Source organism: Pseudoalteromonas sp. Of7M-16, from assembly GCF_022347805.1.
Classification (GTDB): domain Bacteria; phylum Pseudomonadota; class Gammaproteobacteria; order Enterobacterales; family Alteromonadaceae; genus Pseudoalteromonas; species Pseudoalteromonas luteoviolacea_F.
This window is the reverse complement of record NZ_JAKRFY010000002.1, coordinates 243,083-269,615: the sequence shown is the minus strand read 5'-3', so window position 1 is coordinate 269,615 and position 26,533 is coordinate 243,083. Positions and strand designations below refer to the sequence as shown.

The following is a 26,533-nucleotide window of genomic DNA, read 5'->3' as shown; positions in this document are numbered from 1 at the left end:
TTGGTGAGTTTTCAACGTGGGAACAATATTGGAACAAAGTGGAGCAAATATGAATCTGAGTAGAAACTACTAAAAATACGATTTTTCTAGGGTATTTCGCGCCATTTATCAACCAAAACGTTTAGAAACCCGCAGTTTCTATATGAATTTTCAATAAATTTTGACGCCCTGAGTTGTTTTATTCCCACTTCTAACGCATTAAAAATAGCTTGACTATGTTGGTGCTTTTTACTTACGACGAAGTGGCGGCTATCTTGTAAGGCAACCTTAATTCCTTGAATAGCTTCAACACTATAGCCCTTACCTGTATATTTGAACGGTGTTTGATTGTTGAATGGGATGAGCATAATGTCAACCCAGCCATTACTGACTAAACGCGCCATAATTGTCCAGTCTGTTTCATTAAATAGTTGTTTAGGGGATAACAGTTGAATAGTTGACCAATCGACAGCCCAATCTTTATTACTAATAACTGTGACCTTGGAAAAATCAGAATCAATTATACGGCCTAGTTCAACAACCCGCTCAGACGCAGCATAGACCCCGGCAAAATATTCACCATTTCTAATTATGGGGGAGGAAATATAGACATCATCACTGAGCTCTTGTGTGCTTGAATACCAAAGTGTATCGACACTGATCACTGACATGCCAGATTGCAATAAGATTTCTTCACGTTCTTCGTGGTCAATCATAAAAAACTTCAGGGATACTTGAGCTTTGCCAATGTGAAGTGCTTTTTGAATAAGGAGCAAATCTACCACATCTCTTTGACACAATGGGTGTGAGAATATATCCGGAGTGATATCCTCAATGTTGCGATTGTTCAAAATGTTTTTTGCATACCGATAGATATCTCTATCGACAGGTACAGCTATTTCCTCACGTGCAGATACCGAATTGCACACGATCCAAATTATCAATGAAATGATTAAGTATTGCCTGGACATTATTTACCATCTGAGTTGCCCATTTTTAAGGCTAGTGCATGGATATCAACTTGTATATTTTTTAAGTGACAATAAGGGTGTAGTTTTATATGTTCAGTAATACAGCCTTAAATGGCTGGCCGTCAAACTGAAGGAGCCGATAATGAAATTTGAACAATTACTGTCTCATCTTGATAGTGGAGTATGTGTCGAACAGCTACAAAAAGAATCACTGCTAGATATTGCACTTATGTCGCAGTGCGTTTGCGGGGAAATTACGCCGAGTGAGTTGAGCCATGTATTACAGTGGGCCAATTCATTGCATTGGAGTGCAGCGATCTCGTTAAATGAGTATGTAGATGAATCCATAAGTAAATGTTTACTAGCACTTAGAAGCGGTAGATTAGATAGCTTTATAGAGTATCGAATGCAGCAAATTGAGGATGCACCACTCAAGGAAACAGCTCAGTTTTTAGTAAATAAAATACAAGTGGCAAAATTAGAAAGCAATGAGGCTAATGCCTAAAGTGCTAGGCATTAGCTCAACTGTTAAGCTTTACAGTATCGATGCTGAAGATGGGATTTAAATATGCCGACGTCCAAGCCTTTACCAGTTGCTTCAACTATTAAATCCTGAGTCGAGAGGAGGCTGGCTTTTTGCCATATTTGGGTGTTTAGCCAATCATAAATTGGCTTTAAATCTCGGTTGTTGATCTGTTGAGGAATATTGATGGTTTTGGCCATTGTGTGTTTAAATTGTGCCGCATACATGGCACCTAGGGTGTAACTCGGGAAGTAGCCAAAGCTGCCGTCAGTCCAATGAATATCCTGCATGCAGCCATCTTTGTAATTGCCTTTGGTAGAAATACCCAAAAGCTGTGACATCTTGAGGTCCCACAGCTGGGGAATATCTTTACCCCGAACAATACCATTGATTAAATCTCGTTCAATTTCATAACGTAAAATGACATGTGCAGGGTAGGTGACTTCATCAGCATCAACACGGATCAAGCTTGGTTCAACACGCTGTAGTTGTGCTATTAAATTTTGCGAATTGTTAATTGCCGCATATTTTGGGAAGTAGTCGCTAGCGCGGTCGCTCAATAAGGCAATAAATTCTGGGCTTCTCGCAATTTGCATTTCATAAAAGAGAGATTGAGATTCATGAATGGCCATTGAGCGAGCTTTGCCAACAGGTAACTTAGCTAATTTCTGAGGCAAATTTTGTTCATAACACGCGTGCCCAGTTTCGTGGATCACACCCATCATGGCATTTACAAATTCATTTTCACTATATCGCGTTGTGATACGTGTATCTTGGCTGGTACCACCACAAAAAGGATGTACACTGGTGTCCAATCGGCCATGACTAAAGTCAAAGCCAAGTAGTGTCATAAGCTCATGGGCGAGTCGTTCTTGTTGCTCTATAGGGTATTGGGCTGTATGGTCAGGTGAGTAGTCCTGCGCTGCGGTTTGAATCATTTGAGGTAACCAAGTTGCGACATCACCAAATAGTTGATCGAGTTGTGCGCTACACATTCCCGGTTCATAGATATCGAGCATCGCATCATAGGGCGTCATACTGGATGATGAGGCTCTGATCTGAGCCTCTTCTTGGCTCAAGGCAACCACAGGTTCGAAATTCTTTAGGAAGCTTTGCCAATCATTCTCTTGTCTTTGCATTCGCCATTGATGCTCGCACTTAGCGCCAGCTAGGCTTTTGGCTTTAACGAGTTCAGCTGGCAATACGGTTTGCAACTGCCACGTTCTGTGCATTTCTTTTACACTCGCCAGTTGCGCCGTGTCTAAAGCTTCATCTTTGGCAAGTTCAAACAGCTCGGCCAAATGAGGCGCTGTATGTAATTTATGAAGGTGAACAGCGAGCTCCGCCATTGCGTCGGCACGGCTATCTGCTCCCCCTGAAGGCATAAAAGTGGCTTGATCCCAGCTGCATATTGCTCTGAGATGTTCAAAATTATCAATAGACTGATAATGCTCTACAAGCTTGTTGTAACTTTGTGCTGCCATTATTTAATTTCCTCGGCGACTTCTGCAATTTTCTGCCGTAGCCAAACATGGCTTGCGTCTCTATGTAGCAATGGACTCCAAATCATATCTAGCTCAAATGGTGGGATTGGGAAAGGTGGTTCTAAAACAGCTAATGACGCATCATCTCGATAAATACTAGCTGCTTTCGAGGGCAGCGTCGCAATTAAGTTTTGTTCTTTTGCTAAGTGGATAGCGACGTGATAATTACGTGTAAAAGTGGCAATATTTCTATGTTTGCCAAAGTTGGCCAAAGCTTCATCAACCCAGCCAAGTTTTTGTACATCTTCGGGGTTCATACCAACGCCAACGCCAAACCCTGTTTTACTGACCCAGATATGCCGTGCGTTCAAATAGGCTTCTAGTGTAAAGTCTTCTTTAATTGGGTTATCTGATTTGACTAAACAGCTAAAACTATCTTTCCAGATTTGTTTATGATGGAAAGATTGTGGCAGATTCTCAAAACGGTTGATGGCCATGTCTACTTTGCCATTTTCAACATCATGGAACGTCACGTCACTGGGCGTAAGTATATCGAGCGTTGTGTCTGGTGCTTCATTGTGTAGTTTTGCTAACAGCTTTGGGGCCAGTGTGCTCGCTGCATAATCACTGGCCATAATTCGAAATACACGTTTACTTTGACTGGCTTCAAACTCTCTATTTGGAGCCAATGTCTCTTCTAGAGTCATTAAAATACCGCGAATAACAGGCTGTAACTCCAAAGCGCGCTCTGTAGGCACCATTCCCTCACTGGTGCGCACTAGAATGGGGTCATTGAATAAGTTTCGTAGCCGTTTTAGACCATTACTCATGGCTGGTTGGGTGATACTTAATTGATTGGCTGCACGCGTGACATTGCACTCTCTGAGAAGAGTATCCAAGTATACAAGCAAGTTAAGGTCAATTTTACTAATGTTCACAATGTTCCTTTCTTGTTATTGTGATGTCCAAACCGCTGGCATTGCGGATATGGATAAACGTGTTTTGTGATGTGTTGTCGTATGTCCCTTTGCATTTTTTGCCAAAATGATGGCAACAAAAGCTCAGGATGGAAGCGCTCAAATACTGCTTTGAGTTTAGGGTTTGTCAGCACAAATGTACACATTTGCTCTGGAAATACATCATTTGGTGCGCATGAAGGCAAGCTTTGCCCCGAATACAAGTCATCAAGCGATGTTTTGGGTAATGCCTTGAATGTCATATCGGTGAGGTATTGTACTTCATCGTAGTCATAAAATATCACCCTATTGTGACGGCTGACACCAAAGTTTTTTAACAGCATATCACCTGGGAAAATATTCACCGACAGCATTTCTTTAATTGCATCACCGTAATCTTTAATAGCATGCTCAATTTGAACGTCAGACGCACTTTGCAGAAAAAGGTTTAGCGGGGTTATTCGTCGCTCTATATACATGTGCTTAATAATAATAAAGTCATCTTCATGTGTGATATTGCTGGCGATTTTGCTTTCTATTTGTTGTAGCAGTGTCGGTTCGATCAGCGCTTTTGGGATAACCACATTGGAATACTCGAGTGTATCAGCCATTCTACCGACTCTGTCATGGTTTTTTACTAGCTGGTACCTAGCCAGTACAGTCTCTTTACCAAAGGGCTTGCTTGGTGAAAATTCATCTTTTATTACTTTGAATACATAAGGAAAAGACGGCAGGGTGAATACGAGCATAACCATGCCAGGAGTACCAGGAGCGATAGTGAATTGTTCGCGACTATTTTTTTTGTGGATTAGAAAGTCGCGATAGAACTCCGTTTTACCGTGTTTATGAAAGCCTATTGAGTTGTAGAGTTCCGCTGCGGTTTTACTTGGCATTAATTGATTTAAGAATCTCACCATCGCTGAAGGAGCGTGGGTTTCAACAAGAAAATAAGCGCGTGCAAAACCAAAGATCAGACTCATTTGTGATGCATTGGTGATCAAAGCATCTATTTTTAGCTTGCCATTTGGATGGTGCAGCAATGCGATGATAAATGGCTGTGTGCCAGAGCAAGAGACAACTCTGCCAACAATATAGGCACTCTTGTTACGGTAAAATGGCGATTTTAAGATATCAAATCGCATTCTGAAATGCTGGTGGTGAGTATTCGGAGCTTGTTTTAAAAAAGCTTTTTGTAATTGGCGAATATCTTGGCTCAGATCTTGAAATTCAGCCTGCAGTTCTGCGTCGGCAAACATTTGTTCTATGGTTTTTTTCATCCCTTCCAAAACAGGAAAGTAGCTGCGGTATTCAGCTTCAACAGGCAGTAGTGGTTCCCCCTGTTTTGTACTCGATACAAAGATAAAATCATTATTAAAATAACTATGATGAAAAAGGTGGCAAAAAACTGAATTGTAGAAGGTTTCCGCGAGCTCTGCTTGTGGGTGAAAAGTCAAAATCTGAATGTAGGACTGTTTTACTTGATGCCACAAACCATCACAAATATGGTTTGAAGGGAATTGCAGCTTTAAAATACTGACTGTTTCTTGCACCCGTTGATCATAGTGGCTAATTCTAGACTTGCTTATGCTTTCTATGGTGGCCCATTGTTGTGAAATGAAAGCTTGTGGAACTTGTGCCGTCATATCCTGAAACAGAGTATAGTGCTTTTTAAACCCGGAAATAATTAAAAAAGCGATATCTTGAGGGTCCATAAGTTATCCTTTTACGGTATAAAACATCCTGTTATTAATTTTTATTAGGTGTATCTATGCAGGATGTAAAGCTAAATTATCAAGCATATTCGCTTTAATAAGTTATATACTTTAGCTTGGAACATTGTCATTTGGCAAATCTGAAAGGGGTGTCATACCAACTTCACGAAAGGTGTGTGGATAGTGCTTACGCGGTTTTGGAAACTTTAAACGATGGGTGGCTGGCACTCGGGTAAAGGTTACTCAAGTCTTTTTAGTTTTTTTTCAATTTGAGCAATTTCTTTATTTAGTACTTTTACTTTCTGCAAATAGTCTTTATTTATCGATTTTAGCTGCTTTTTAACATCTTTTACGGTGGCTTTGCGGCGTTCATCGTCCATCAATCGCGTGACTCTGCGCTGCTGCTCTCTGGCAGCTTCATCGCGTTTGCGCCCCAGTACTGCTGCGTGTTGTTTTTTAGCGCGTAATGCATGTTTTAAATTACGAATAATCTGCTTTCGCTCTAATTCATTCAGTGTTTTAAAATGCTGCTCTGAAGGAACCGTAGCCTGCGGATCTGAGTGTGTGAGAGTGTATTGTTGTGCGTTGTTAGAACAGGGGTGTTGGCTAAATACTGTGCTTTTATCTGTCATGCACTTGTAGTAAGTTACCGTGGTTTTGGCATCACCGATATTGGCAAAAAAGAATAAACACAGCAAAAAAGTTAATTTCATAGCGACGTTTCCCTGTTATCACATATACCCTAACTATAGACGAAAATAATAATTGCAGGAAAGAATCAAGTTGAAGAGTAGCAAAAGCACCTAATTAAGGATTAGGCGCTTTTGCTGTAAACTTTTTGAGTGATTTAATACTGTGAACAAGAAAAGGAATATCCATTTTTTGCTCGATATGAAACCCTTCTTTGGCAGAAATCTGTTTGTGTCTGCCATCGTGGTTAACCAATATTATTCGGTCTTTTTTATAAGTAATTAAAACACCTTGAGAGTAGTTTACACCTTGGTTTACTTCATTATTGCCCGAAACATTTCCTATCATAGTCTGCGCTGCTAGTTTGCCACAATTAAAGTGTTTATCCAGCAAAGTTACTAAAATATCGGTACCTTGCATCAGACCTTTCTGATTTGCGAAATAAGGCAAATTAGTATGCAGTGCCGTTTGTGTCACAATATCGCTACCGACAGGGTGCTCAACAATGATATACGAGCTGCCGTCTTTAAGTTCCGGTACTTCGGAAGTAAAGTGAAAATTAATTTTAGTGTCCTCGGAATGCGCATCAAGGTACTTAAAAGGGTTACCTTGGGCGACGGCAAGTGCATTTTGCGTATTCCAAATAGGTGGCAGGTGGTTTTCTGTTATGGTGTTTCGATAATACGCTGGTAAACCGTAGACCAAATTAAAGTAGTGGTCGCTCGTATTTGTGGGCACCAATACTTGTGAGTGAGTTAGAAAATCGCCGTTGAGTGTTTGCTGTTTATCAGACGTCAATGAGCTATTGAGGACAATGATATCAACAGGCGCAGCGTTGAACTCGCATTGTGGCAAGCTGCTAGGAATCTGAAAGTGAGTGGTGGCGTTTTCTAAACGAACCGTTCTCGCTTGTTGATATTCGTTTAAATCCAATAACTCATGTCTTGCAAGCAGAGTTTTAGCTGTGGTTGGGTATGACAGCGGTAATACATTGTCCTGTTTTGTAATATCAAAATAGTTATTTGCGTCTGCCCAAACGTGCATCAAATGGCTAGTTGCAAAGCAGGTTACTAGGAATGCAGTTGCATATTTTGGAAATCGATACGATTTCAGCTTATCCAAATGGCGCCAAGCATGATTCCCGACAATTAGCTCAAAACTTAATATGGCAATAAAACAGATAAGGATTATCGCAGTTGTAAGTACGGAGAGTCCATTGATCATGCCAATCAAAAGAGAAATGATCTCTGGCAATGATTGAACGCTAAGGTGATAACCATGTTGATAGTACACAAACGCATCAAGACACAGCACTGATATGCCGAATGTTGCAATGATAGCGGCCATCCCTCGTATATGGCGAGGGTAGGGGAATATCAAACTAAGAGGAAAAACGGTTAAGACAAAAGCGCAAAATGTTATGAAGCTGGTGTGGCTGATCCAAGTTACAAACATGTATACCCAGCCAATCATACTGCTTGGTGCTGCGTCTGCTGCCAAGTAAGCCAGTGCTATAACAAGCACCAGCCCAATATTGGCAAAGGTAAACCAGTGTCCCCAACTTAGCAGTTGACTCGCTTTTGAAGAAAAAGGACTGTGTGGTGTTAAATTCATTCCGTTATTTTACCGATTGAGTAAGCGCCTTAGCAAAATTGTCAGCGACATCTTGTCTTTTACTCTCTGGCACATGTTCTTTTAGAATGTGCGTGATAGAATTTCCTAAACACATTAAACTTAAGTCGACAGGTGCTTTGTGCTCTTGGAGTACATTGATTAAACTATCAACAATTTGTTCTACTTGTTCATTGGAATATTTAGACTGAATTGGCATCGGTTGGTTCAAATTAATAAAGTTACAATTCTTCATATTCTAACACCAGAGGCGTTAAAAACAAAGATGAGCATTGAGGTGAAAAAGCTTGTTGTACATTATGTAGACAAGCAAGACGAAGAAACGCAAATCCATTTACGCGAAGATGAAATGATCATTAATGATCGGGTCAATGTTTTTATTGAACAGTTGCACCACGCTTATAATGGAAAGCCAGGTAAAGGTTTCTGTGCGTTTGATGGAGACAAAAATAGCACAGTTGCGTCTGCCATGCAGAGTTATCGTAATAATGAGCTTGCTTTTTGGCACCTGACGCAGCAGGCAACAGAGGTTTTAAAAGAAGAGCTGAATAAATATGCGTTTCACGAAACGGGCTATTTAGTTTTTTGTCATTATCAATACGTCGGTTGTGATTATATGCTAATTGCGCAAATTAGTATAAAAGAACATTATTCGATCACGTCTGAATTAGATTTGGCCAGTTCGAGGCATTTGGATATTTCTCGTATGCAATTGGCAGCTCGAATCGACCTAACGGCATGGGATACTCAGGCGGACGAAAACCGTTATATCTCCTTTATTAAAGGGCGTGCAGGTCGTAAGGTTGCTGACTTTTTCTTGGATTTCTTAGGGTGTGCTGAAGGGGTAGATCCAAAGCAGCAATCTCAAACTATGTTGCATGCCGTAGAAGATTATTTGTCTGAACAGCAGTTTGAAAAGTCAGAAAAAGATGTGATCAGAAAGGAAGTATTTGACTATTGTAATGATTGTATCAACAGTGGTGAAGATGCTGATATTGAAGGCTTATCAGATACTCTGTCAAAATCATCAGATGTGCAATTTGAAGACTTCTACAAAGAGCAAGGATATGAATTAGAGGAATCGTTCCCGCTTGATAAAAAAACCGTGACCGCCATGGTGAAGTTTTCAGGCATGGGCGGCGGTGTTAGCGTCGGTTTTGAGCGAAAACACCTAGGCGAGCGAGTGATTTATGATCCAGTTAACGATACGCTGACAATTAAAGGCGTGCCGCCAAATTTAAAAGATCAGTTAGAAAAGTATTCACAAGAAAATTAAAAAAAGGCCTAAGGGCCTTTTTTAATTTGTGGCGGGCATAATCTATGAACTCAAGACTTTCCGGTGACAACAAACTCTGCCAATTGTTGTCCTAACTTGTCTGCCAGTTTGCCCATCGCGTTACTTTTTGCGGTGTCTTTAAAACTTGAGGCTGCTTTTACTTTGGCGTTGAAGTGTGCTTTTTCCTCGCCTTGCTCAGTTATTACTAAATAGCTCTCAGCTAGACTGTAATACGTACCAGACTTTTTCATATCCTGCCAATCGACCCTAAATTTCAAAGCAAAGTCGGCGTTCTGATCAATGACCTTGATACCTTGGCTTGAAAGGGCTTGAGCAAGCATGTCTCTGACTTTTTGATGCTTTTGACTATCGGCACTTATACTAAAGCTGATGTTGTTTAGTAAAGCGTCTGCTGCTTTCAGTTTTGCACGTACTGCGCTGGACTTGGCTACGTGTGCAGCTTGGAGCATTTGCAAGTAGTTATTATATTTGTCACGTTTAACTCCGAGCTGTTTTAAGGCAACGGCGCTTTTTAGTGCAAGGCTCTTGCTCTGAGTGCGGGCAATTTGAAAGTGGCTAATCTCATCGTCAATCGCACGAATCGACAGCTCAGTTTGCATGACCGCTTCGGTACGGTTAAATGCAGCTAGTGCATAGACCGTTCTATTATCTACGCTGATATATTCATCTTCAATCTTGACGCCTTGTAGCTGTATGTTGGGCACTTTTGACTGAATATATTCATCGATATGAAAAGTCATCGATTTTTCGTCAGCTTGCTGCTTAATCGTAGTGTTTGCAGAAATCGTGACATTTAATTGCTTGGCAAGCGCTAACCGTGCAGACTCCTGCGCAGCAAGTTTAGCTTGTTGCATATCACCTGTATTCTGAGCATTGCCTACGCCATATATCATGTAACTTGAAGTTGGTGTCACAGATATCCACTGCGGCGTTGTATTTTCCTTTACTTGTGTTGCCGAGTTACTTTGACAACCAGCAATCAGAGCGACACTAAACAGTGTCGCTACGAGGGGTTTAGAAGCCAAAACGCGAACGCTCCTGCAACTTTTGAATTTTCTTTTGTCCATTCCATACCTCACGGTTTGTAGTCATGTCTATCAATCGTAAGTCAACTTGATAGAAGGTCACGCGATCGCCACCTTGCTCGTCAACAAATGAGTTGATAGTCCCTGAAAGGGCGTAGTCAGCGCCGTACTCTTGTCCCATCTCATTTTGAGTTTCTAGACTAGAGTTAAGTTCTTGATCTTTACGTTCTTCACGTATATCACGTCGAACGTCTTTATTGGCGACAAAGTCAGCCTGGCCGCTACGCAATATTGACCGTTTTAGATCATTTAAAAAAGTATCAACAGCGATGTGTTGGTGTGATTTATTGCGTACCGATTGGATGATAATAGCAGGTTTAGATCCTTCTCTTTGTAAGTGATCGTTAACCCATGGGAAGCTCAGCATATCGTTTATCATGGCTTCAGCAACTAATTGAGAGTCCTTTGCATTCCATTTGTCAGATAATGCAACCTCTTGATTTGCATCTACTCTCTGTACTTTGGTTGATGAACAACCAGAAACAGCAAGTGTGCAAGCCACGAAAAGCGGAGTGAGTTTTAGTAAGGTTTTATTACATTTCATAACAATTTTCCATTATAAAAAAGTTGATTCTGGTGTGGCTACACGCGTTTGCTCTAAAAAGGTACGGGTATGCCAAAGCGTTATTTCATCCAAGACTTGGATCGTTTCTGACTGTTCGATCACCTGCCCAGATGTTAAATGTGTTTTTAAAGTGATCACGTGCTTGCCCTTTGAAATTGGCAGTTGCACGTAATTAACTTGTGCCGGCAAAGATTGCCATTGCCTTAAATCAGCTGACGCAGTGACCGCATTGACAACAGATGTGGCAAATTTAGCAAAGCCGGAAAACTGAGAGTTTAATCCTGTTGCTGAAATCGCTTTTTGGGCAGTGAGTGCTTTGACCAGTTCTCTTGCAAGCGCAATTTGAATTTCAGAGTTCGCATTATTCAGTGCATCTTGCAGCGTCAATAGGCTTACGGAGTAAATTTTATTTAAGTCGGCAATTTTTTTATTATTAACCCACACTTCTGAGCGTTTAATTTGTTGTTTCAGCGGCTCTAGGTAAGTAACAGAAATTCGGCTGCCGTACTCCAACGCACTGATTAGACCTATATCCACAGCATCCTCCCAAATTGGCCCGAGAGGAATTCGTTTGGTTAGGGCGCCCATAGCGACATCACCAATGTCGCCAGTTGCATAGTTTTGCATTAAATCAAACAAGCTGGTATCGGCATAGAGCATTTGAAACCATCGCATTTGCGCTTGTTGTTCGTGACGTGTGCCCCACAGTATAGGCGTCATGACTAGGGCCTTTGCTTCCTTATCCGCGCGTAAAAGCAAGTTAAACTGCTTTCTTTGAGGGCCAATTCCGATATTTTGAAATATGTTTAATACCGGTTGAGATTGCGTGCTTTTGGTTATTTTTAGCGCTTTTCGCAATGCTGAAACTTCATTGTCATAGCCGCCAGCTTGCACCATAACGCGCAGTAAATCGCGTTTGATTTGTAGAACGATACTGTCGCTAATAGCATATTGTTTGGCAAATCCTCCTTCAAATGCATGTATTGCTCTTTGATATTGTATTCTTGCAGAGTCTAGCTCTTGACTGCGTTCAAACAAAATACCACTGACATAATGGGCAAATGCGTCATCTTTATATTCAATATCTTTGAGTAAATCGTTTGGTGCGAACAATGGCCTTGTGATGTTGTTAATTTGCTCAGTGAGGCTATCCAAACCAGATGGCTCATCTTGTTCATCATACCCACCGGTTTTATCTTTCAGTCCACTTAAATAAGTATCGAGTTGTCGCATTTCAACGAGTGCAGAATCCAAATAGGTTTGCCGGTCAATCTCAGATTGATTGGCAAGTGCATTGTAATTGAGTGCTTTGTAAAAGTTGATCAGCGGTCGATGATAAATTTTACCAGCATATGTTGTATAAGTGGGACCACTCACAAGTGCCAAGGCTCTCTCAGATACGCTGATTGTGTACTGTTGTTCTATGATTTGCTGCGCTTCATTTAACAGCTCGTTACTGCGTTGATAGTTGCCTTGTAAGTGATTAAGCATGCCAAGCTCTAGGTAATGTAACAATTTACTTTTACCTACAGGTGAATAATCTGTACGAATAGCTTGCTTCGCCGATTCATACTCCCCTTGCTGAGCGAGAAGAATAGCGCTTTTGTTTGCTGGTGTACTTTGGCATCCACTTAGCAGAAGTACATAAACTACTGTTAAGAAAGAAAAGTGCGACTTGAAATAAGTATTAACTTGCACGTTGACATCCATGACTTGTAAAAAACATGACAGTGACTATACCAATTAATTCAGTTATATTGTCAGCAAGTTTAAGATTTTTTTAGATTTTTTAAAGAACAAAGTTGTAAAAAATCGTTCTTACAATTTATTACTGTAATTAGCCCAGCCTTTTGTTAAATTTAAATCATCGCTTTAGGCAATTAATCTTACGAAGGAAAATACCATGAAACTTAAATCGCTACTTACTACTGTGCTTGTTACAGGGATCTTGGCAGGTTGTAGCTCAACACAAGATAAGTCTGCTTCTCAGTCAAAAGTGAACATCCCAGATTGGGTATTAAACCCAACTATTGAAAATGGTATCGCTGCTGCTGATTGTGTTAAATTCTCTGGTAATATTTCAATTGACCAAAAACATTCAGTGGCGAATGCTCGCTTAGCGTTAGCACAACAAATCGAAACTCGAATTGAAGGTCTAGATAAGACATTTGCAAATCGTACAGATGCGAATGATGATACGACTGTAGGTTCGACATTTAGTTCAGTTTCAAAGCAATTAACTAAACAAACGCTCAACGGCTCACGTGTAAACAAGGCGGATGTTGTAGAAATAGGTGGCAAAGACTATTACTGTTCACTTGTCGTTTTATCACCGCAGCTAACTCATTCTTTATTTAAAGATGTAATTAAAGAGAGCAAAAAAGAGATCAATCCTCAAGACGAAAAGTTCTTGTATCAAGAGTTCAAAGCATATAAAGCAGAAAAAGATTTAGAAAAAGAAATTGCTAGATTGACCAACTAATAAAACGCGCCCACGGCGCGTTTTTGGCTTGTAAGGATTTTAAAGTGAAGAAAGTACTAGCATTGACAATCGCTTCTCAGTTTGTAGTAAGTACTGCTTTTGCAAGTACAGCAACACTTTTTGGTGAATTGTCAAAAGAGATGCAGGACTATGATAGCAAGAAGCAGTCAGGTCCTGAAACAACCTCAGAACAATCTGAGTTTGAACAATTTAAAGCTCAGCACTTAGGTGAATACGAACAATTTGTTGAACAGCACTTAGCTGAATATGATGCGTTTAGAGATACATTGATCAAAGAGTGGGGTGAGGCGAAAATTGCGTCACAAAGTGAGTATGTTTCCTATTCCGATGACAACCGTGCACGACTTGAAGTCGATTTTGAACGCAATGAGATTGTATTAAGTATTCGTCATGAAGGAGAAGGCGCACCGTCAAAAGCAGAAGTAAAGCGTGAGTTTGAACGCTTTAGGCAATCGGAAAATGCACTTATACAGAGCTTTTTTAGCGGAGAGCAGTCTTCTCTAGAAGAGGCCACTTATCAAGACTATGAAATTGATAGAAACTTAAAAGTAAGTGCCATAATTGATGCGAAAGCCAAGATAAAACAGCAGACAGTTGAACAAAAGCAATTGCTTGAGAAGAAGGCTGATGAAAAGCTAGCGTTGCCGCAATCGAGCACCTCAGAAATATCAGATAAGCTTGCGGAAGATAAAGCGAAATTAGAGCAATTAGAAGTTAAACGAATTCAAAACTTGGCGCAGTCCGTCAGACAGATAGCTGGTCAAAATGATGAAAAGGTGACTAAGGTTACCATTAAGCTTCCACAAGGAAGTTTAGCCAAAAAAAGAGCCTCATCTTACACCGACAATATTGCCAAGCACAGTGAACGCTTTGAAGTGGATGCGAGTTTGGTGTTAGCAGTGATGCATACCGAGAGTCACTTCAACCCTCTTGCCAAATCACATATCCCGGCTTATGGCTTAATGCAAGTTGTACCGACAAGTGCCGGGGTCGATGTGAATCGGTTTTTGTTTAAAATTGACGAACCGATGAGTGCTCCATATTTGTATGTCGTGAATAACAATATTGAAGCGGGTACAGCTTATCTTCACCTGTTAAACGACAGATATTTAAGTTACATAAAAGACCCGTTAAGCAGGAAATACTGCATGATCGCCGCGTACAATACGGGAGCAGGCAATGTTGCTAGAGTTTTCAATTCAGATAACTCTAGGAATATTCGAGATGCTGCAAAGATCATTAATTCTATGTCTCCACAGCGCGTTCTCGAAGCGTTACAGACAGGCTTACCGTATGATGAGACAAAGCACTATCTGAAAAAAGTTTTAACGGCAGAAAAGCTTTATATCTAGCAAATCTAAGAGTCGCATAGATTTTGCGACTCAATTTCATCCCCACCTTAACTAGCAATGATTTCTCACACCGTAAAAACTAATACGCTAATCACATTTATACCGTAGATGAGTAACAATCAATCATAACGGGTTGTTTGTTGAGGTAGTAGACAGCGATAAGAATACTAATGAATTGCGGCTAAATTTATATCGTGTTCAGCCTTGATCTAATTAGTGAATGCAGCCAACAGCCTAGTATATGGTCAGGGAAACATCATGCCGTTATATTTCAGGCAAAAAAAACCAGTCAATCATGACTGGTTTTTTTGTGGCGATTGCCAGGTTAGATCAGTTATTCAACTGGCTGTGGTGAGGCCATTTTAGCACTTGCCCTAGCTGTTGGTGATTTTGAACCTACGCCCAATCCACTAGATTGGATAGCCGCTCTCAATTCATTTGGCATGGCACTAGGAACAACAGCATCAGACACTTCTTCTGCAGAGCTGGCTTTTGTCATTGGTGATGCTGATGTATTGGTATAGCGTACACGGCTTGACTTTGTTCGCTTAGCTACAGGTGTTTCCATAGGTGCTTGTTCAACAACAGGCTCTGATTCTGCAACAGGCGCTGGTTCAGCTACAGGTGCAGGTTCAGCAACAGGTGCTGGTTCAGCTACAGGCGCTTGTTCAGCAACAGGTGCAGGTTCAGCAACAGGTGCTGGTTCAGCAACAGGTGCAGGTTCAGCAACAGGCGCTGGTTCAGCAACAGGCGCTGGTTCAGCAACAGGTGCTGGTTCAGCTACAGGCGCTTGTTCTGCAACAGGCGCAGGTTCAGCAACAGGCGCAGGTTCAGCAACAGGTGCTTGTTCAGCAACAGGCGCTGGTTCAGCTACAGGCGCTGGTTCAGCAACAGGTGCTTGTTCAACAACAGGTGCTTGTTCAGCAACAGGCGCTTGTTCAACAACAGGTGCTTGTTCAGCAACAGGTGCTTGTTCAGCAACAGGTGCTTGTTCAGCAACAGGTGCTTGTTCAGCAACAGGTGCTTGTTCAGCAACAGGTGCTTGCTCAGCAATAGAAGCTTCTTCAGCAGTAACAGCTTCGCCTGAGCGTAGCTGAGCTTCAAACTCAGCAGCAGCTTGGTCAGCAACAGGTACAAAGGCGGGAGCTGATTGACGGTTAGTGGACTCGCCACGCTTACGTCTTTGACCTGCAGCTCTTAAATGGCGAGGTGAGCGTCTTGAGCGAGTTTTCGCTTCGCGCTTTTCTCCATCAACTTCGTCATCTTGCTCATCACTGATCACAGGTACTTCTGTGATGTCTGCCGTATCTTGTTCAACGATATTTTCATTTTGAACTCTTACTTCAGCGCTTTCTACCGTTTCCACTACAGTATTGTTTTCCTCTGTAACGGTAGGCTCTTCTACTGGTGCATGTACTTTTTCCTGTTTTTCCGGTTTGACAGGAGCTGGTGACATATCAGTTTGTGAAGATTCTTGTGCTACTTCAGCTTGGTTTTCAATACGTACTTTTTTGCGCAGGTTTCTACGTTGACGACGCTGTTTTACAGGCTTTTCTCGCTGCTCTTGCTGAGAGTCCTGTTTTTGATTTTCGTTATCCGTATTGGTGTTCTTGGTTTTATCTGAATCAGTACGTTTACGATTGTTTTGACGACGACGTTTGTTACGGTTTTCCGTACGCTCTTGATTATCAGTACGTTCTTTGTCTTCGCCTTTAGCTACAGTGTCGTTAGAAGTTGCGGCATCTTTTTGTGCATCGCCACGACCACGGCCTTTGCGTCGTTGATTACGGCGACGGTTGTCTTGCTTTCCGCGGCGTTTTGGCTGCTGCTTTTTCTCTTCTTCTTTCGGTTGCTCTTCCTCAGAAGAGAATAGGCTCTTAAGCCATTTGCTAACGCGTGCTAGCAGACCCGGCTTTTGTTCTTGAGCTTGCTCTGTCGCGGTTGTAGCTGCTTGTGGAGAAGCAGGTTGTGACGCTGGGGCTGGTGAAGAGGGCATTACCACGCCTTTTAACACAGGCTCTTCTTTTGGCGTCGCCTGAGTCATTTGTACTTCAACGATATCAGCTTCCGGCTCTGCTACTTGCTCATAACTTGCTAACTCTGGCACATCGTCTTTACGCAAACGAACTACTTCATAATGAGGCGTTTCAAGGTGCTGGTTAGGAATAATGACAACGTGACAGTTATGTCTTTTTTCAATTCGTTGCACCGCTCTGCGCTTTTCATTCAATAAGAATGAGCCGACCTTTACAGGCACCTGAGCATTCACTTGAGCAGTATTTTCTTTGATTGCTTCCTCTTCAATCAATCGTAAAATAGACAGGGCAATTGATTCATTAGAGCGGATTGTGCCTTGTCCATTACAACGTGGGCAAGAATGCTGGCTCGCCTCGCCCAGAGAAGGACGTAAACGTTGACGAGACATTTCTAAAAGGCCAAACCTTGATATCTTACCGATTTGAACGCGAGCTCTATCTGCTCTCACAGCTTCTTTTAAGCGGTTTTCAACTTCACGCTGATGGCGCGGAGGAGTCATATCAATAAAGTCGATTACGATCAGGCCACCTAAGTCACGAAGTCTTAACTGCCTTGCTATTTCGTCAGCGGCTTCTAAATTGGTATTAAGTGCCGTTTCTTCGATATCGCCGCCTTTGGTTGCTTTAGACGAGTTGATATCAATAGAGGTAAGCGCTTCAGTCGGGTCGATAACAATCGAGCCGCCAGATGGCAGTCTTACTTCGCGCTGAAATGCAGATTCAATTTGACTCTCTATCTGATAGTGAGTGAATAGAGGCACATCATTTTTATATAGCTTCACGCGATTGATAAAGTCAGGTCTGAAGCGTTCAATATGTGCTCTTGCTTCATCAAAAACTTTTTGCTTATCAATCAATATCTCACCGATATCACGACGAAGATAGTCGCGGATAGCTCGGAAGATAACGTTACTTTCTTGATGGATTAAAAATGGCGCTTTACGGCTGTCGGCAGCTTCTTGAATAGCTTGCCAGTGCACAAGTAGTGCTTTCAAGTCATATTCAAGTTCTTCGAAAGATTTACCTACACCGGCCGTACGAACGATAAGCCCCATGCCTTTGGGCAGTTTAAGACGGCTTAAAGCTTCTTTAAGTTCAATACGTTCATCGCCTTCGATACGACGTGAAATACCGCCAGCACGAGGGTTATTTGGCATTAAAACTAAATAGCTACCAGCAACACTGATAAAGGTTGTTAGTGCAGCGCCTTTTTGTCCACGCTCTTCTTTGTCAACCTGAACAATTACTTCCTGACCTTCTTTGATAACATCTTTAATGTTAGGGCGGCCATTAAAGGTATAGCCTTCAGGGAAGTATGTTTTGGCAATTTCTTTAAGAGGGAGGAAGCCGTGACGCTCTGCGCCATAATCGACAAATGCAGCTTCAAGTGAGGGTTCAATACGGGTTATTTTGCCTTTGTATATATTGGCTTTCTTTTGTTCGTGACCTGGGCTTTCTATATCTAAATCATATAGACGCTGGCCATCAACCAGTGCAACGCGCATTTCTTCTTGCTGCGTCGCATTGATTAGCATGCGTTTCATATTCTTATGTACTCTATTTACTTTTTTACCTTCCCGCATCTACTTTGCATCGGGTGGTAAAACTCTACTTATACTATTCTTGTGCGCCATTGCAGGCAGTTTAAATGTTCCTGTTACTGATGCAGTCTCACGACTGGGGAGAAGGGAACTTAGTCTGTTTTAACACTTATGCCTGATTCATATTGTCGACGGGTTAAAAAATAGCTTTTACTTTTTGCTACAGAACTCGCTCGGGTTAAACAAACCCACAAATTTACACAAGACACGATAATTTTGCTTTTATTTACTTGTATGTCATGTCTGGCGATTAAAAGATGAACTGTTACGCGCTTCATCTTATGCCAATTACACGTAATAATTGTCTTGGGTCGGAGATAAAAGCTTTGGAAATCTTAGCTCTGATCTGTATGATCCTCCACCCAAGATGTGCATCACGACAGTTTATTTGCGATAAAAAGCAATGCTCGCAAAATTTGCGAGTCGATTATCCCACTATTAACTGTGTGATAGCAACTAAATTATTACTCAAATCAGTGATTAGGCAATGTCAGAAAAGAATGGTTTACAAGTTACCTTTGTAACTATCACCGAAGATCAGTTAGGGCAGCGTATTGATAACTTTTTAGTTACACATTTAAAAGGTGTGCCAAAAAGTGCTGTCTATAAAATTTTGAGAAAGGGTGAAGTTCGCGTCAATAAAAAGCGTGTCAAGCCAGTATATAAGCTACAAATTGACGATGTAGTTCGGATCCCTCCAGTTAAAACTGCGGAAAAAACAGAATTTGTCCCTAAAAACTTGGACCGGGTAGCAAGTTTAGAAGATTGCATAATATATGAAGATAAATATCTGATTGTTATAAATAAACCTTCTGGAATGGCAGTGCATGGCGGCAGCGGTCTTAGTTATGGTTTGATAGAGGCGATTCGCGCCCTTAGACCGCAAGAAAAATCACTTGAGTTGGTACACCGACTGGACAGAGATACTTCAGGTTGTTTGCTCATATCTAAACGCCGAGCAGTCTTGAAAGGCTTGCACGAACAACTAAGAGAAAAAACCATGGAGAAAAACTATTGGGCATTGGTTGCCGGTGAGTGGTCTTCTAAGCACAAAAATGTGACCGAACCGCTGAGAAAGAACACGTTAAAATCAGGTGAGCGTGTAGTGCGAGTCGACCCAGAAGAGGGCAAAGCATCACATACGCGCTTTCGTGTTTTAGAGCGTTTCAATGGTGCAACTTTGGTACAAGCATCTCCAGTTACAGGTCGTACACACCAAATTCGTGTGCATACTCAATGTAAGGGACACCCTATTGCATGTGATGATAAATATGGCGACCAAGCATTTGATGCACAAATGCGCAAAAAAGGCCTTGGTCGTTTATTTTTACATGCTAGAGAGCTACGCTTCTTGCACCCAAAAACAGAAACCACTTTGCATGTAGAGGCTCCTTTGGATGACGCTTTGACAGCATGTATTAAAACATTACGAGAAGATAATGGGCTATAAACTGGTCATATTTGATTGGGATGGCACGGTTATGGATACCGTGCCTAAAATTGTTAACACGATTAACTTGGTTGCCGACCAATACGCAATCCCTAGAGAGTCAGAACAAAGAACTAAAAGCATTATTGGTCTATCGCTTGAAAAGGCTTTAGCTACTTTATTTCCTGCACAAGCCTATCGCAGTGCTGAATTGGCTGATGCTTATAAAGTCATCTATCGAGATGTCGATACAACCCCCACTGAGTTGTTTTGCGGTGTAGAGGCCGTTCTTAAACAATTGACAGAAAGTGGAATTAAAATAGCCATTGCAACTGGGAAGAGTCGTCAAGGTCTGAATAGGTTGCTGAGTGAATCCGGATTGCAAAAGTACTTTCAGGTAACGAGAACTGCTGATGAGGCACAGTCTAAGCCACATCCAGATATGTTGCATCAAGTGCTGGTTGAATTAGGTGTTGCAGCAAAAGATGCGGTGATGATAGGGGACACAACAATCGATATGGAGATGGCATCTAATGCGGGTGTAGATGCCATCGGGGTGACTTTTGGCGTTGCCACGCGAGAAGAACTACAACCATTCTCTCCTGTGCAGATAGTAGATGAGTTTGAGCAGCTACTGACGTACTTGACTTAGTACATCTAAACCAAAACTCGCAAATGATTTTGTCAGCTCTATAAGAGGAAGGCCCACCAACGTATTTGGGTCTTCGCCTTCAAGCTTATCAAATAAGCATATGCCTAGCCCCTCACTTTTGAAACTGCCTGCGCAGTTGTATGGCTGTTCTATCTCTAAATAATTTGATATTTGTTTAGCTGTCAACGCTCTAAAATAAACGTTAAACGGCACAACTTTAGTAATACATTTATCTTCTTCAATAGAATAGACACTCAATCCTGTATAAAAGGTAACACATTGACTGCTAAATAATGTGAGTTGTTTAATTGCGTTTTCTTGATTGTGAGGCTTTCCAAGAATTTGGTCATCGAATACCGCAACTTGGTCTGAGCCGATGACCAGACCTTTTTGGAAGTGTTGTATCGCCACTTTAGCTTTGTTTTCGCTTAAGCGCTGCACCAGAGCTTGCGGCGTTTCACCGGATAGTAGTGACTCATCAATCTCTGGAGAAAAAGTTGTAAAAGAAAGGCCAATTTTTTTCAATATTTGCTGCCTAAATGGCGAGCTTGAGGCTAATATAATAGGTGTTTTCATGAGTCTATTGGTGTTTAAATTGAGGATTTGACACAAGGATAAGCGTTAGTAGGCGAAAAACAATAGGAAAGTTTATTTTTACTTTGACTAAACCACTAACAATCTATATGATGCAGCCCCTATGCAAAAGGTGAAAATTCCCATCACTCTTGATCCAGGCAGGGCAGCGCAACGTCGAGCTACTTATGACGGCATTGTGTCGCTTGAAGAACTTTCTCGACTGCAGCAAGTTGTGCAGGATCAGGTAGGTGAAATAGCGGTAACTATTCATTGCGATATTGATCAGCAAGGTTTAGTTGTGATTCGAGGCTCAGCTCGAACACAAGTAACATTGGTGTGTCAGCGTTGTAATGATGAATTAGGGTTGGATTTGGCTCAAGACTTTGCGTATTCGCCAGTCGGATTAGGTGCAGAGTCGGATGATCTTCCTGAAAGCTACGATGTGGTGGAGTTAGATGAAGAAGGTGAAATCAATCTTCGACAAATTATCGAAGATGAATTGATTTTAGCGATTCCTATAGTTCCTATGCATGATGAAGCTTCATGTTCGTTTTCAAATAAGCCTGCGAGCTTTGGCGAAATCGAAGCAGAAGAAAGTAAACCAAATCCATTTGAAATTTTAAAACAACTTAAGAAAGATTCTTAGGAGAAGGCTAATGGCGGTACAAAAAAGCAAAGTGACTCGTTCACGTCGTGGCATGCGTCGTTCACACGATGCTATCAGCGGACCAGCTTTAACTGTAGACCAAGTTTCAGGTGAGACTCATCGTCGTCACCACGTAACTGCAGATGGTTACTACAAAGGCGTTAAAGTAATTTCTAAGTAAGAGATTACTTTATGCTAACCAATCTAACCATCGCGTTAGATATGATGGGGGGCGATTACGGCCCCCGTTCATCTATTCCAGCTGCTATCCTCGCAGTTGAAAAATATCCAAATTTAACTTTATTACTATGTGGTAATGAAGCAGTCTTGCGACAAGCACTTAGTAAAGAAAACCAACTCGATCACCCCAGACTAGTTATAAAGCATTGCGAACAAGTTGTGACAAATAACTGTGAGCCTGCTCATGCGCTTAGAAACAAGCGTAAATCCTCAATGCGAATTGCTCTTGATCTTGTTAAGACGGGTCAAGCTCAGGCATGTGTCAGCTCAGGCAATACAGGAGCCTTGCTGTCAATGGCCCACTACGTGTTAAAAATGTTGCCAGGCATTAAGCGTCCGGCACTTATTACTTCGATGCCTACAGAAAAAAAACAGCCTGTCTACTTGCTTGATTTAGGTGCTAATGTACTGTGTGATCCTGAAACCTTGTTTCAATTTGCAATTATGGGTTCAATCGTTGCTGGTGAATCTTTAGATAAAGAAAACCCCAAGGTGAGCCTTTTGAATATTGGTGCAGAAGACATCAAAGGGCATGAAGGAATAAAACAAGCGGCTAAGTTGATGTGTGAGTGTGAGCATCTAAACTACCAAGGCTACTGTGAAGGCAGTGATATTTTTTCTGGGAAGTCGGATGTTATTGTTTGCGAAGGCTTTGTGGGTAATATTGCTTTGAAAACTTGCGAAGGAATTGCCAAGTTGATCATGCTAAAATTCACGAAAGCGCTTAAAAAACACTTTTTTTACAAGGCTCTTGCATTTTTACTACGCCCGGTGATAAAAAAACTCTATAAAAAGGTGAACCCCGACCAGTATAACGGAGCAAGTCTGGTAGGATTGCGTGGTATTGTCGTAAAAAGTCACGGAAATGCATCGAATAAGGCATTTTTAGCAGCGATCGATGAAGCTGTTAGAGAGGTTAATCGACGCATTCCCGAAAAAATACAATCAGCTTTTGAAAAAATGACTGACGTAGAAGAAACCTCTATTAGTTAGCACAAACACCACTTTTCGTGCATACTTCGCGTCCGTTTAAGCAAAGTTGTTTGTATATAAATATTTTTAGTCATACTTTATCAATTAGCGTAATAGCGCAAGTTGGTCTCGCTAATTGTGGGTGTACGAATTTAAAGACGAGTAAAAGAGCATCTTATGTCACAAAAAATTGCTTTACTTTTCCCAGGCCAGGGCTCTCAGAGTGTTGGTATGTTGTCAGAGTTAATAGAATCATCTGACGTTGTAAAAAATACCTTTGCCGAAGCATCTGAGGCGCTTGGATATGATCTACAAGCCTTGGTGTTAAATGGTCCTGAAGAAGAGCTAAATCAAACTCATAAAACTCAGCCAGCATTATTGACGTCTAGCGTTGCTATTTTTCGTCACTGGCAAGCAAAAAATGTTGATGCCGAACTTGTATTAGCCGGCCATAGTTTAGGTGAGTACTCAGCACTTGTATGTGCAGGTGTTATCACCTTGTCTGAAGCTGTGAAGCTAGTTGAAAAACGTGGCTTATATATGCAAGAAGCTGTGCCTGCTGGGACGGGGTCAATGGCCGCAATTATCGGCTTAGAAGATGAGGTAATTGTCAAAGTATGTTCTGAGTCTGCGCAAGGGCAGGTGGTATCTCCTGTGAACTACAATTCGCCTGGTCAAGTTGTAATTGCTGGCCACAAAGAAGCAGTAGATAGAGCAAGTGAAGCATGTAAAGAAGCTGGCGCAAAGCGTGCGCTTCCTTTATCAGTAAGCGTACCATCGCATTGCGAGTTGATGAAACCTGCGGCAGAGCGCTTAGCTGCTGATCTTGAAGGCCTAACATTTTCAGAGCCTAAATATCCAGTCATTAACAACGTCGATGTTGCAGTAGCTAAAAGTGCTACAGAAATAAAGGATGCGCTGATCAGGCAGCTATTTAGCCCTGTACGTTGGACTGAAACGGTTCAGCAGCTTGCAGCGCAAGAAATTACTCAGGCTTATGAGTTTGGCCCAGGAAAAGTGCTTACAGGTTTGGCTAAGCGAATTGATAAATCAGTTAAATGTGCTGCTGCTAACGATGTAGCATCAGTTGAAAGTGCAGAATAATAGAGAAGAAAAATGTCAAATATATTTGATCTGAAAGATAAAATTGTATTGGTCACAGGTGCAAGTCGCGGTATAGGTAAATCAGTCGCGCAAACGTTGGTTGCACAAGGCGCAACGGTACTTGGTACAGCCACAAGTGACTCAGGTGCGGAAAAAATCAGTGAGTATTTGGGTGAAAACGGCAAAGGTTATAAACTCAATGTCACTGACGTTGAGTCTATTGATGCTGTATTGAAGCAGATTAAAGCTGATTTTGGCGATATCGATGTGCTGGTAAATAACGCAGGTATTACTCGTGATAATTTACTTATGCGTATGAAAGATGATGAGTGGACAGATATCATTGACACTAACTTAAGTGCAATTTACCGTTTATCCAAAGCTGTACTTCGTCCTATGATGAAGAAAAAGTCAGGCCGCATTATTAATATTGGCTCGGTAGTTGGCACTATGGGTAATGCAGGTCAAGCAAACTATGCAGCAGCGAAAGCTGGCGTTATCGGTTTTTCTAAATCACTTGCACGTGAAGTTGCTTCTCGTGGTATCACAGTGAATGTAATTGCACCAGGTTTTATCAAAACTGATATGACTGATGAATTAACTGACGAGCAAAAAGCGGCGACACTTGCAAACGTACCAGCAGGTCGTTTAGGTCAGCCTGAAGAGATTGCAGCAGCTGTTGCATATTTAGCTTCTGATGCGGCTGCATATATCTCCGGAGAAACGTTGCACGTGAATGGTGCGATGTATATGGTGTAAAGATTACAAAATAATTTAAATTTTTGTGATCTTGCCGCAAACTAGCTTGATATTGCCCTGAAAATAGGCGATAAAGAGTAAAAATATTTAGTAACAGGTTTGACCAGACAAAAAAGTCTAAGTCAATCCTTGAATCAATACATGATGCGCCGTAAACTACGCCGCAATCTGAAATTAACGCAAAAAGCGTTTTAATAAAGGAAAGAAGAATGAGCGACATCCAAGAACGCGTAAAAAAAATCATCGTTGAGCAACTAGGTGTTAAAGAGGAAGAAGTAAAATCAGAAGCTTCTTTCGTTGACGACCTAGGCGCGGACTCTCTTGACACTGTTGAGCTAGTAATGGCTCTAGAAGAAGAGTTTGACACTGAGATCCCTGATGAAGAAGCTGAGAAAATCACTACTGTTCAGGCTGCGATCGACTACGTTACTGCTCACGCTGAGTAATTAACGGATCTGAAGGGCAGCACTCGCTGCCCTCATTCATTCTACCCCCGCAAAATTTCAAATCCCTTTTTGGAGGAAACCGTGGCTAAACGTCGAGTCGTAGTAACTGGCTTAGGTATGTTGACGCCGCTAGGTAATGATGTTCAGTCAACCTGGCAAGGCCTATTAGAAGGTCGTAGTGGCATTTCAAACATCACGCATTTTGATACATCGAGTTTTGGAACTAAGTTTGCTGGCTTAGTTAACGACTTTGATGCGACAGAATACATGTCCAAAAAAGACACAAAAAAAATGGACTTGTTTATTCAGTATGGTATTGCAGCTGGTGTCCAAGCATTAAAGGATTCAGGATTAGAAATCACTGAACAAAATGCTGCACGTGTTGGTGTGGCAGTAGGTTCAGGGATAGGTGGATTGACTCTAATTGAAGAAAACCACCACAAGCTTATCGCGAGTGGCCCGCGAAAGTTATCGCCTTTCTACGTACCTTCAACCATTATTAATATGATCTCAGGACACTTGTCTATCATGCATGGTTTGAGAGGTCCGAATATTTCGATTGTTACAGCTTGTACAACTGGCCTTCACAACATTGGTCATGCCGCACGTATGATTGCATATGGTGATGCAGATGCGATGGTCGCCGGTGGTGCTGAAAAGGCTTCTACACCTATTGGTATGGGTGGTTTTAGCGCAGCGCGTGCCTTGTCGACTCGAAATGATGATCCTCAAGCGGCCTCTCGCCCTTGGGATAAAGATAGAGATGGTTTTGTACTTGCAGATGGTGCTGGTGTTATCGTATTAGAAGAATACGAGCATGCAAAAGCACGCGGCGCGAAAATCTATGCTGAACTAGTTGGTTTCGGTATGAGTGGTGACGCATACCATATGACATCACCACCGGAAGACGGTTCAGGTGCTGCATTGGCTATGGAAAATGCCCTGAACGATGCAGGTGTGAATGCTGAGCAAATTGGTTATATCAATGCACATGGTACATCAACCCCAGCTGGCGACATTGCTGAAACATCTGCAGTTAAGTCAATTTTTGGCAGTGCGGCTAAAGACGTAATGGTAAGTTCTTCTAAATCAATGATGGGACATTTACTAGGTGCAGCGGGCTCTGTTGAGTCAATTATTAGCATCTTGTCTTTGGTTGACCAGAAGGTATCGCCTACTATCAATTTGGATAACCCTGATGAAGGGTGTGACCTAGACTATGTTCCGCACACAGCCCGTGATGCAAAGCTGGATTATGCGCTTTGTAACTCGTTTGGTTTTGGTGGTACCAACGGCTCATTGCTGTTCAAAAAGATTTAAATT

25 protein-coding genes are annotated in these 26,533 nt (G+C 41.7%); 13 read left to right on the top strand and 12 right to left on the bottom strand.

Features of this window, described 5'->3' with window-relative positions; genetic code table 11:
- Positions 1-86: 86 nt before the first annotated feature.
- The gene (locus MHN81_RS03120; RefSeq protein WP_023402184.1) at positions 87-950 is read right to left on the bottom strand and encodes a hypothetical protein; all 864 of its coding nucleotides are present in this window, start codon (positions 948-950) and stop codon (positions 87-89) included.
- A 142-nt stretch (positions 951-1,092) separates the two neighbouring features.
- Here MHN81_RS03120 and MHN81_RS03115 point away from each other — a divergent pair, with 142 nt between their 5' ends.
- A complete protein-coding gene (locus MHN81_RS03115; protein WP_023402183.1) occupies positions 1,093-1,455 on the top strand; it encodes a hypothetical protein in 363 nt (120 codons plus the stop codon).
- Between the two features lie 23 nt (positions 1,456-1,478).
- Here the strand turns inward: MHN81_RS03115 and MHN81_RS03110 are convergent, their stop codons facing one another.
- From MHN81_RS03110 to MHN81_RS03085, 6 genes are all read right to left on the bottom strand, one after another.
- Positions 1,479-2,957, bottom strand: a complete 1,479-nt coding sequence (locus MHN81_RS03110) for a carboxypeptidase M32 (RefSeq protein ID WP_239425006.1) — start codon at positions 2,955-2,957, stop codon at positions 1,479-1,481.
- Positions 2,957-3,895: a LysR family transcriptional regulator gene (locus tag MHN81_RS03105; protein ID WP_023402181.1), complete on the bottom strand. Its 939-nt coding sequence runs from the start codon at positions 3,893-3,895 to the stop codon at positions 2,957-2,959. The genes MHN81_RS03110 and MHN81_RS03105 overlap by 1 nt, the downstream gene beginning before the upstream one ends.
- A complete protein-coding gene (gene aceK / locus MHN81_RS03100) occupies positions 3,892-5,625 on the bottom strand; it encodes a bifunctional isocitrate dehydrogenase kinase/phosphatase (RefSeq protein ID WP_239425005.1) in 1,734 nt (577 codons plus the stop codon). Before aceK ends, MHN81_RS03105 begins: the two co-directional genes overlap by 4 nt.
- Before the next feature lie 239 nt (positions 5,626-5,864).
- Positions 5,865-6,338, bottom strand: coding sequence for a hypothetical protein (locus MHN81_RS03095; protein WP_023402179.1), 474 nt, complete (start codon positions 6,336-6,338; stop codon positions 5,865-5,867).
- A gap of 94 nt (positions 6,339-6,432) precedes the next feature.
- Entirely contained in the window at positions 6,433-7,929 is a 1,497-nt protein-coding gene (locus MHN81_RS03090; protein WP_239425004.1) for a DUF3413 domain-containing protein, read from the bottom strand.
- A 4-nt stretch (positions 7,930-7,933) separates the two neighbouring features.
- Positions 7,934-8,146 carry a DUF1414 domain-containing protein gene (locus MHN81_RS03085; RefSeq protein ID WP_023402177.1) on the bottom strand — a complete coding sequence of 71 codons (213 nt, stop codon included), beginning with the start codon at positions 8,144-8,146 and terminating at the stop codon, positions 7,934-7,936.
- Positions 8,147-8,212: 66 nt separating this feature from the next.
- Here MHN81_RS03085 and yejK point away from each other — a divergent pair, with 66 nt between their 5' ends.
- Positions 8,213-9,223, top strand: a complete 1,011-nt coding sequence (gene yejK, locus MHN81_RS03080; RefSeq protein WP_023402176.1) for a nucleoid-associated protein YejK — start codon at positions 8,213-8,215, stop codon at positions 9,221-9,223.
- A gap of 50 nt (positions 9,224-9,273) precedes the next feature.
- Here yejK and MHN81_RS03075 read toward each other — a convergent pair whose 3' ends face one another.
- From MHN81_RS03075 to MHN81_RS03065, 3 genes are read right to left on the bottom strand one after another with little or no spacing between them, the layout of a single operon-like run.
- Positions 9,274-10,269: an LPP20 family lipoprotein gene (locus MHN81_RS03075; RefSeq protein WP_023402175.1), complete on the bottom strand. Its 996-nt coding sequence runs from the start codon at positions 10,267-10,269 to the stop codon at positions 9,274-9,276.
- Positions 10,259-10,873, bottom strand: coding sequence for a penicillin-binding protein activator LpoB (locus MHN81_RS03070; RefSeq protein WP_023402174.1), 615 nt, complete (start codon positions 10,871-10,873; stop codon positions 10,259-10,261). The genes MHN81_RS03075 and MHN81_RS03070 overlap by 11 nt, the downstream gene beginning before the upstream one ends.
- 12 nt (positions 10,874-10,885) lie before the next feature.
- Positions 10,886-12,592: a hypothetical protein gene (locus MHN81_RS03065; protein WP_023402173.1), complete on the bottom strand. Its 1,707-nt coding sequence runs from the start codon at positions 12,590-12,592 to the stop codon at positions 10,886-10,888.
- Positions 12,593-12,797: 205 nt separating this feature from the next.
- Between MHN81_RS03065 and MHN81_RS03060 the strand changes: the two genes are divergently transcribed.
- Positions 12,798-13,376: an LPP20 family lipoprotein gene (locus MHN81_RS03060; RefSeq protein ID WP_023402172.1), complete on the top strand. Its 579-nt coding sequence runs from the start codon at positions 12,798-12,800 to the stop codon at positions 13,374-13,376.
- Positions 13,377-13,420: 44 nt separating this feature from the next.
- On the top strand, positions 13,421-14,749 hold the full coding sequence (locus tag MHN81_RS03055; protein WP_023402171.1) for a murein transglycosylase domain-containing protein: 1,329 nt from the start codon (positions 13,421-13,423) through the stop codon (positions 14,747-14,749).
- A 334-nt stretch (positions 14,750-15,083) separates the two neighbouring features.
- On the opposite strand, the gene rne is transcribed toward MHN81_RS03055, so the two are convergent.
- Positions 15,084-18,329 carry a ribonuclease E gene (gene rne, locus MHN81_RS03050; protein WP_239425003.1) on the bottom strand — a complete coding sequence of 1,082 codons (3,246 nt, stop codon included), beginning with the start codon at positions 18,327-18,329 and terminating at the stop codon, positions 15,084-15,086.
- Between the two features lie 544 nt (positions 18,330-18,873).
- On the opposite strand from rne, the gene rluC reads away from it, so the two are divergent.
- Positions 18,874-19,836, top strand: a complete 963-nt coding sequence (gene rluC / locus MHN81_RS03045; RefSeq protein WP_023400285.1) for a 23S rRNA pseudouridine(955/2504/2580) synthase RluC — start codon at positions 18,874-18,876, stop codon at positions 19,834-19,836.
- Positions 19,826-20,467, top strand: a complete 642-nt coding sequence (locus tag MHN81_RS03040; protein ID WP_023400286.1) for an HAD-IA family hydrolase — start codon at positions 19,826-19,828, stop codon at positions 20,465-20,467. Before rluC ends, MHN81_RS03040 begins: the two co-directional genes overlap by 11 nt.
- Here the strand turns inward: MHN81_RS03040 and MHN81_RS03035 are convergent.
- The gene (locus MHN81_RS03035) at positions 20,447-21,043 is read right to left on the bottom strand and encodes a nucleoside triphosphate pyrophosphatase (protein ID WP_239425002.1); all 597 of its coding nucleotides are present in this window, start codon (positions 21,041-21,043) and stop codon (positions 20,447-20,449) included. The two genes, MHN81_RS03040 and MHN81_RS03035, sit on opposite strands and share 21 nt — an antisense overlap.
- Before the next feature lie 121 nt (positions 21,044-21,164).
- Here MHN81_RS03035 and yceD point away from each other — a divergent pair, with 121 nt between their 5' ends.
- The 7 genes from yceD to fabF all read left to right on the top strand — a co-directional run bounded on the left by yceD (position 21,165) and on the right by fabF (position 26,530).
- Positions 21,165-21,689 carry a 23S rRNA accumulation protein YceD gene (gene yceD / locus MHN81_RS03030; protein ID WP_023400288.1) on the top strand — a complete coding sequence of 175 codons (525 nt, stop codon included), beginning with the start codon at positions 21,165-21,167 and terminating at the stop codon, positions 21,687-21,689.
- Positions 21,690-21,699: 10 nt separating this feature from the next.
- Complete coding sequence (gene rpmF / locus MHN81_RS03025) at positions 21,700-21,870, top strand: 50S ribosomal protein L32 (protein ID WP_023400289.1); 171 nt, start codon at positions 21,700-21,702, stop codon at positions 21,868-21,870.
- Positions 21,871-21,881: 11 nt separating this feature from the next.
- Positions 21,882-22,922 (top strand): phosphate acyltransferase PlsX, encoded by a 1,041-nt coding sequence (gene plsX, locus MHN81_RS03020; protein ID WP_023400290.1) that lies wholly within the window; start codon positions 21,882-21,884, stop codon positions 22,920-22,922.
- A 156-nt stretch (positions 22,923-23,078) separates the two neighbouring features.
- Complete coding sequence (fabD, locus tag MHN81_RS03015; protein ID WP_023400291.1) at positions 23,079-24,005, top strand: ACP S-malonyltransferase; 927 nt, start codon at positions 23,079-23,081, stop codon at positions 24,003-24,005.
- Positions 24,006-24,017: 12 nt separating this feature from the next.
- Complete coding sequence (gene fabG, locus MHN81_RS03010) at positions 24,018-24,764, top strand: 3-oxoacyl-ACP reductase FabG (RefSeq protein WP_023400292.1); 747 nt, start codon at positions 24,018-24,020, stop codon at positions 24,762-24,764.
- Positions 24,765-24,973: 209 nt separating this feature from the next.
- Positions 24,974-25,210, top strand: a complete 237-nt coding sequence (gene acpP / locus MHN81_RS03005) for an acyl carrier protein (protein WP_010374019.1) — start codon at positions 24,974-24,976, stop codon at positions 25,208-25,210.
- A gap of 81 nt (positions 25,211-25,291) precedes the next feature.
- Complete coding sequence (fabF, locus tag MHN81_RS03000; RefSeq protein ID WP_023400293.1) at positions 25,292-26,530, top strand: beta-ketoacyl-ACP synthase II; 1,239 nt, start codon at positions 25,292-25,294, stop codon at positions 26,528-26,530.
- The last annotated feature ends 3 nt before the right edge of the window (positions 26,531-26,533 follow it).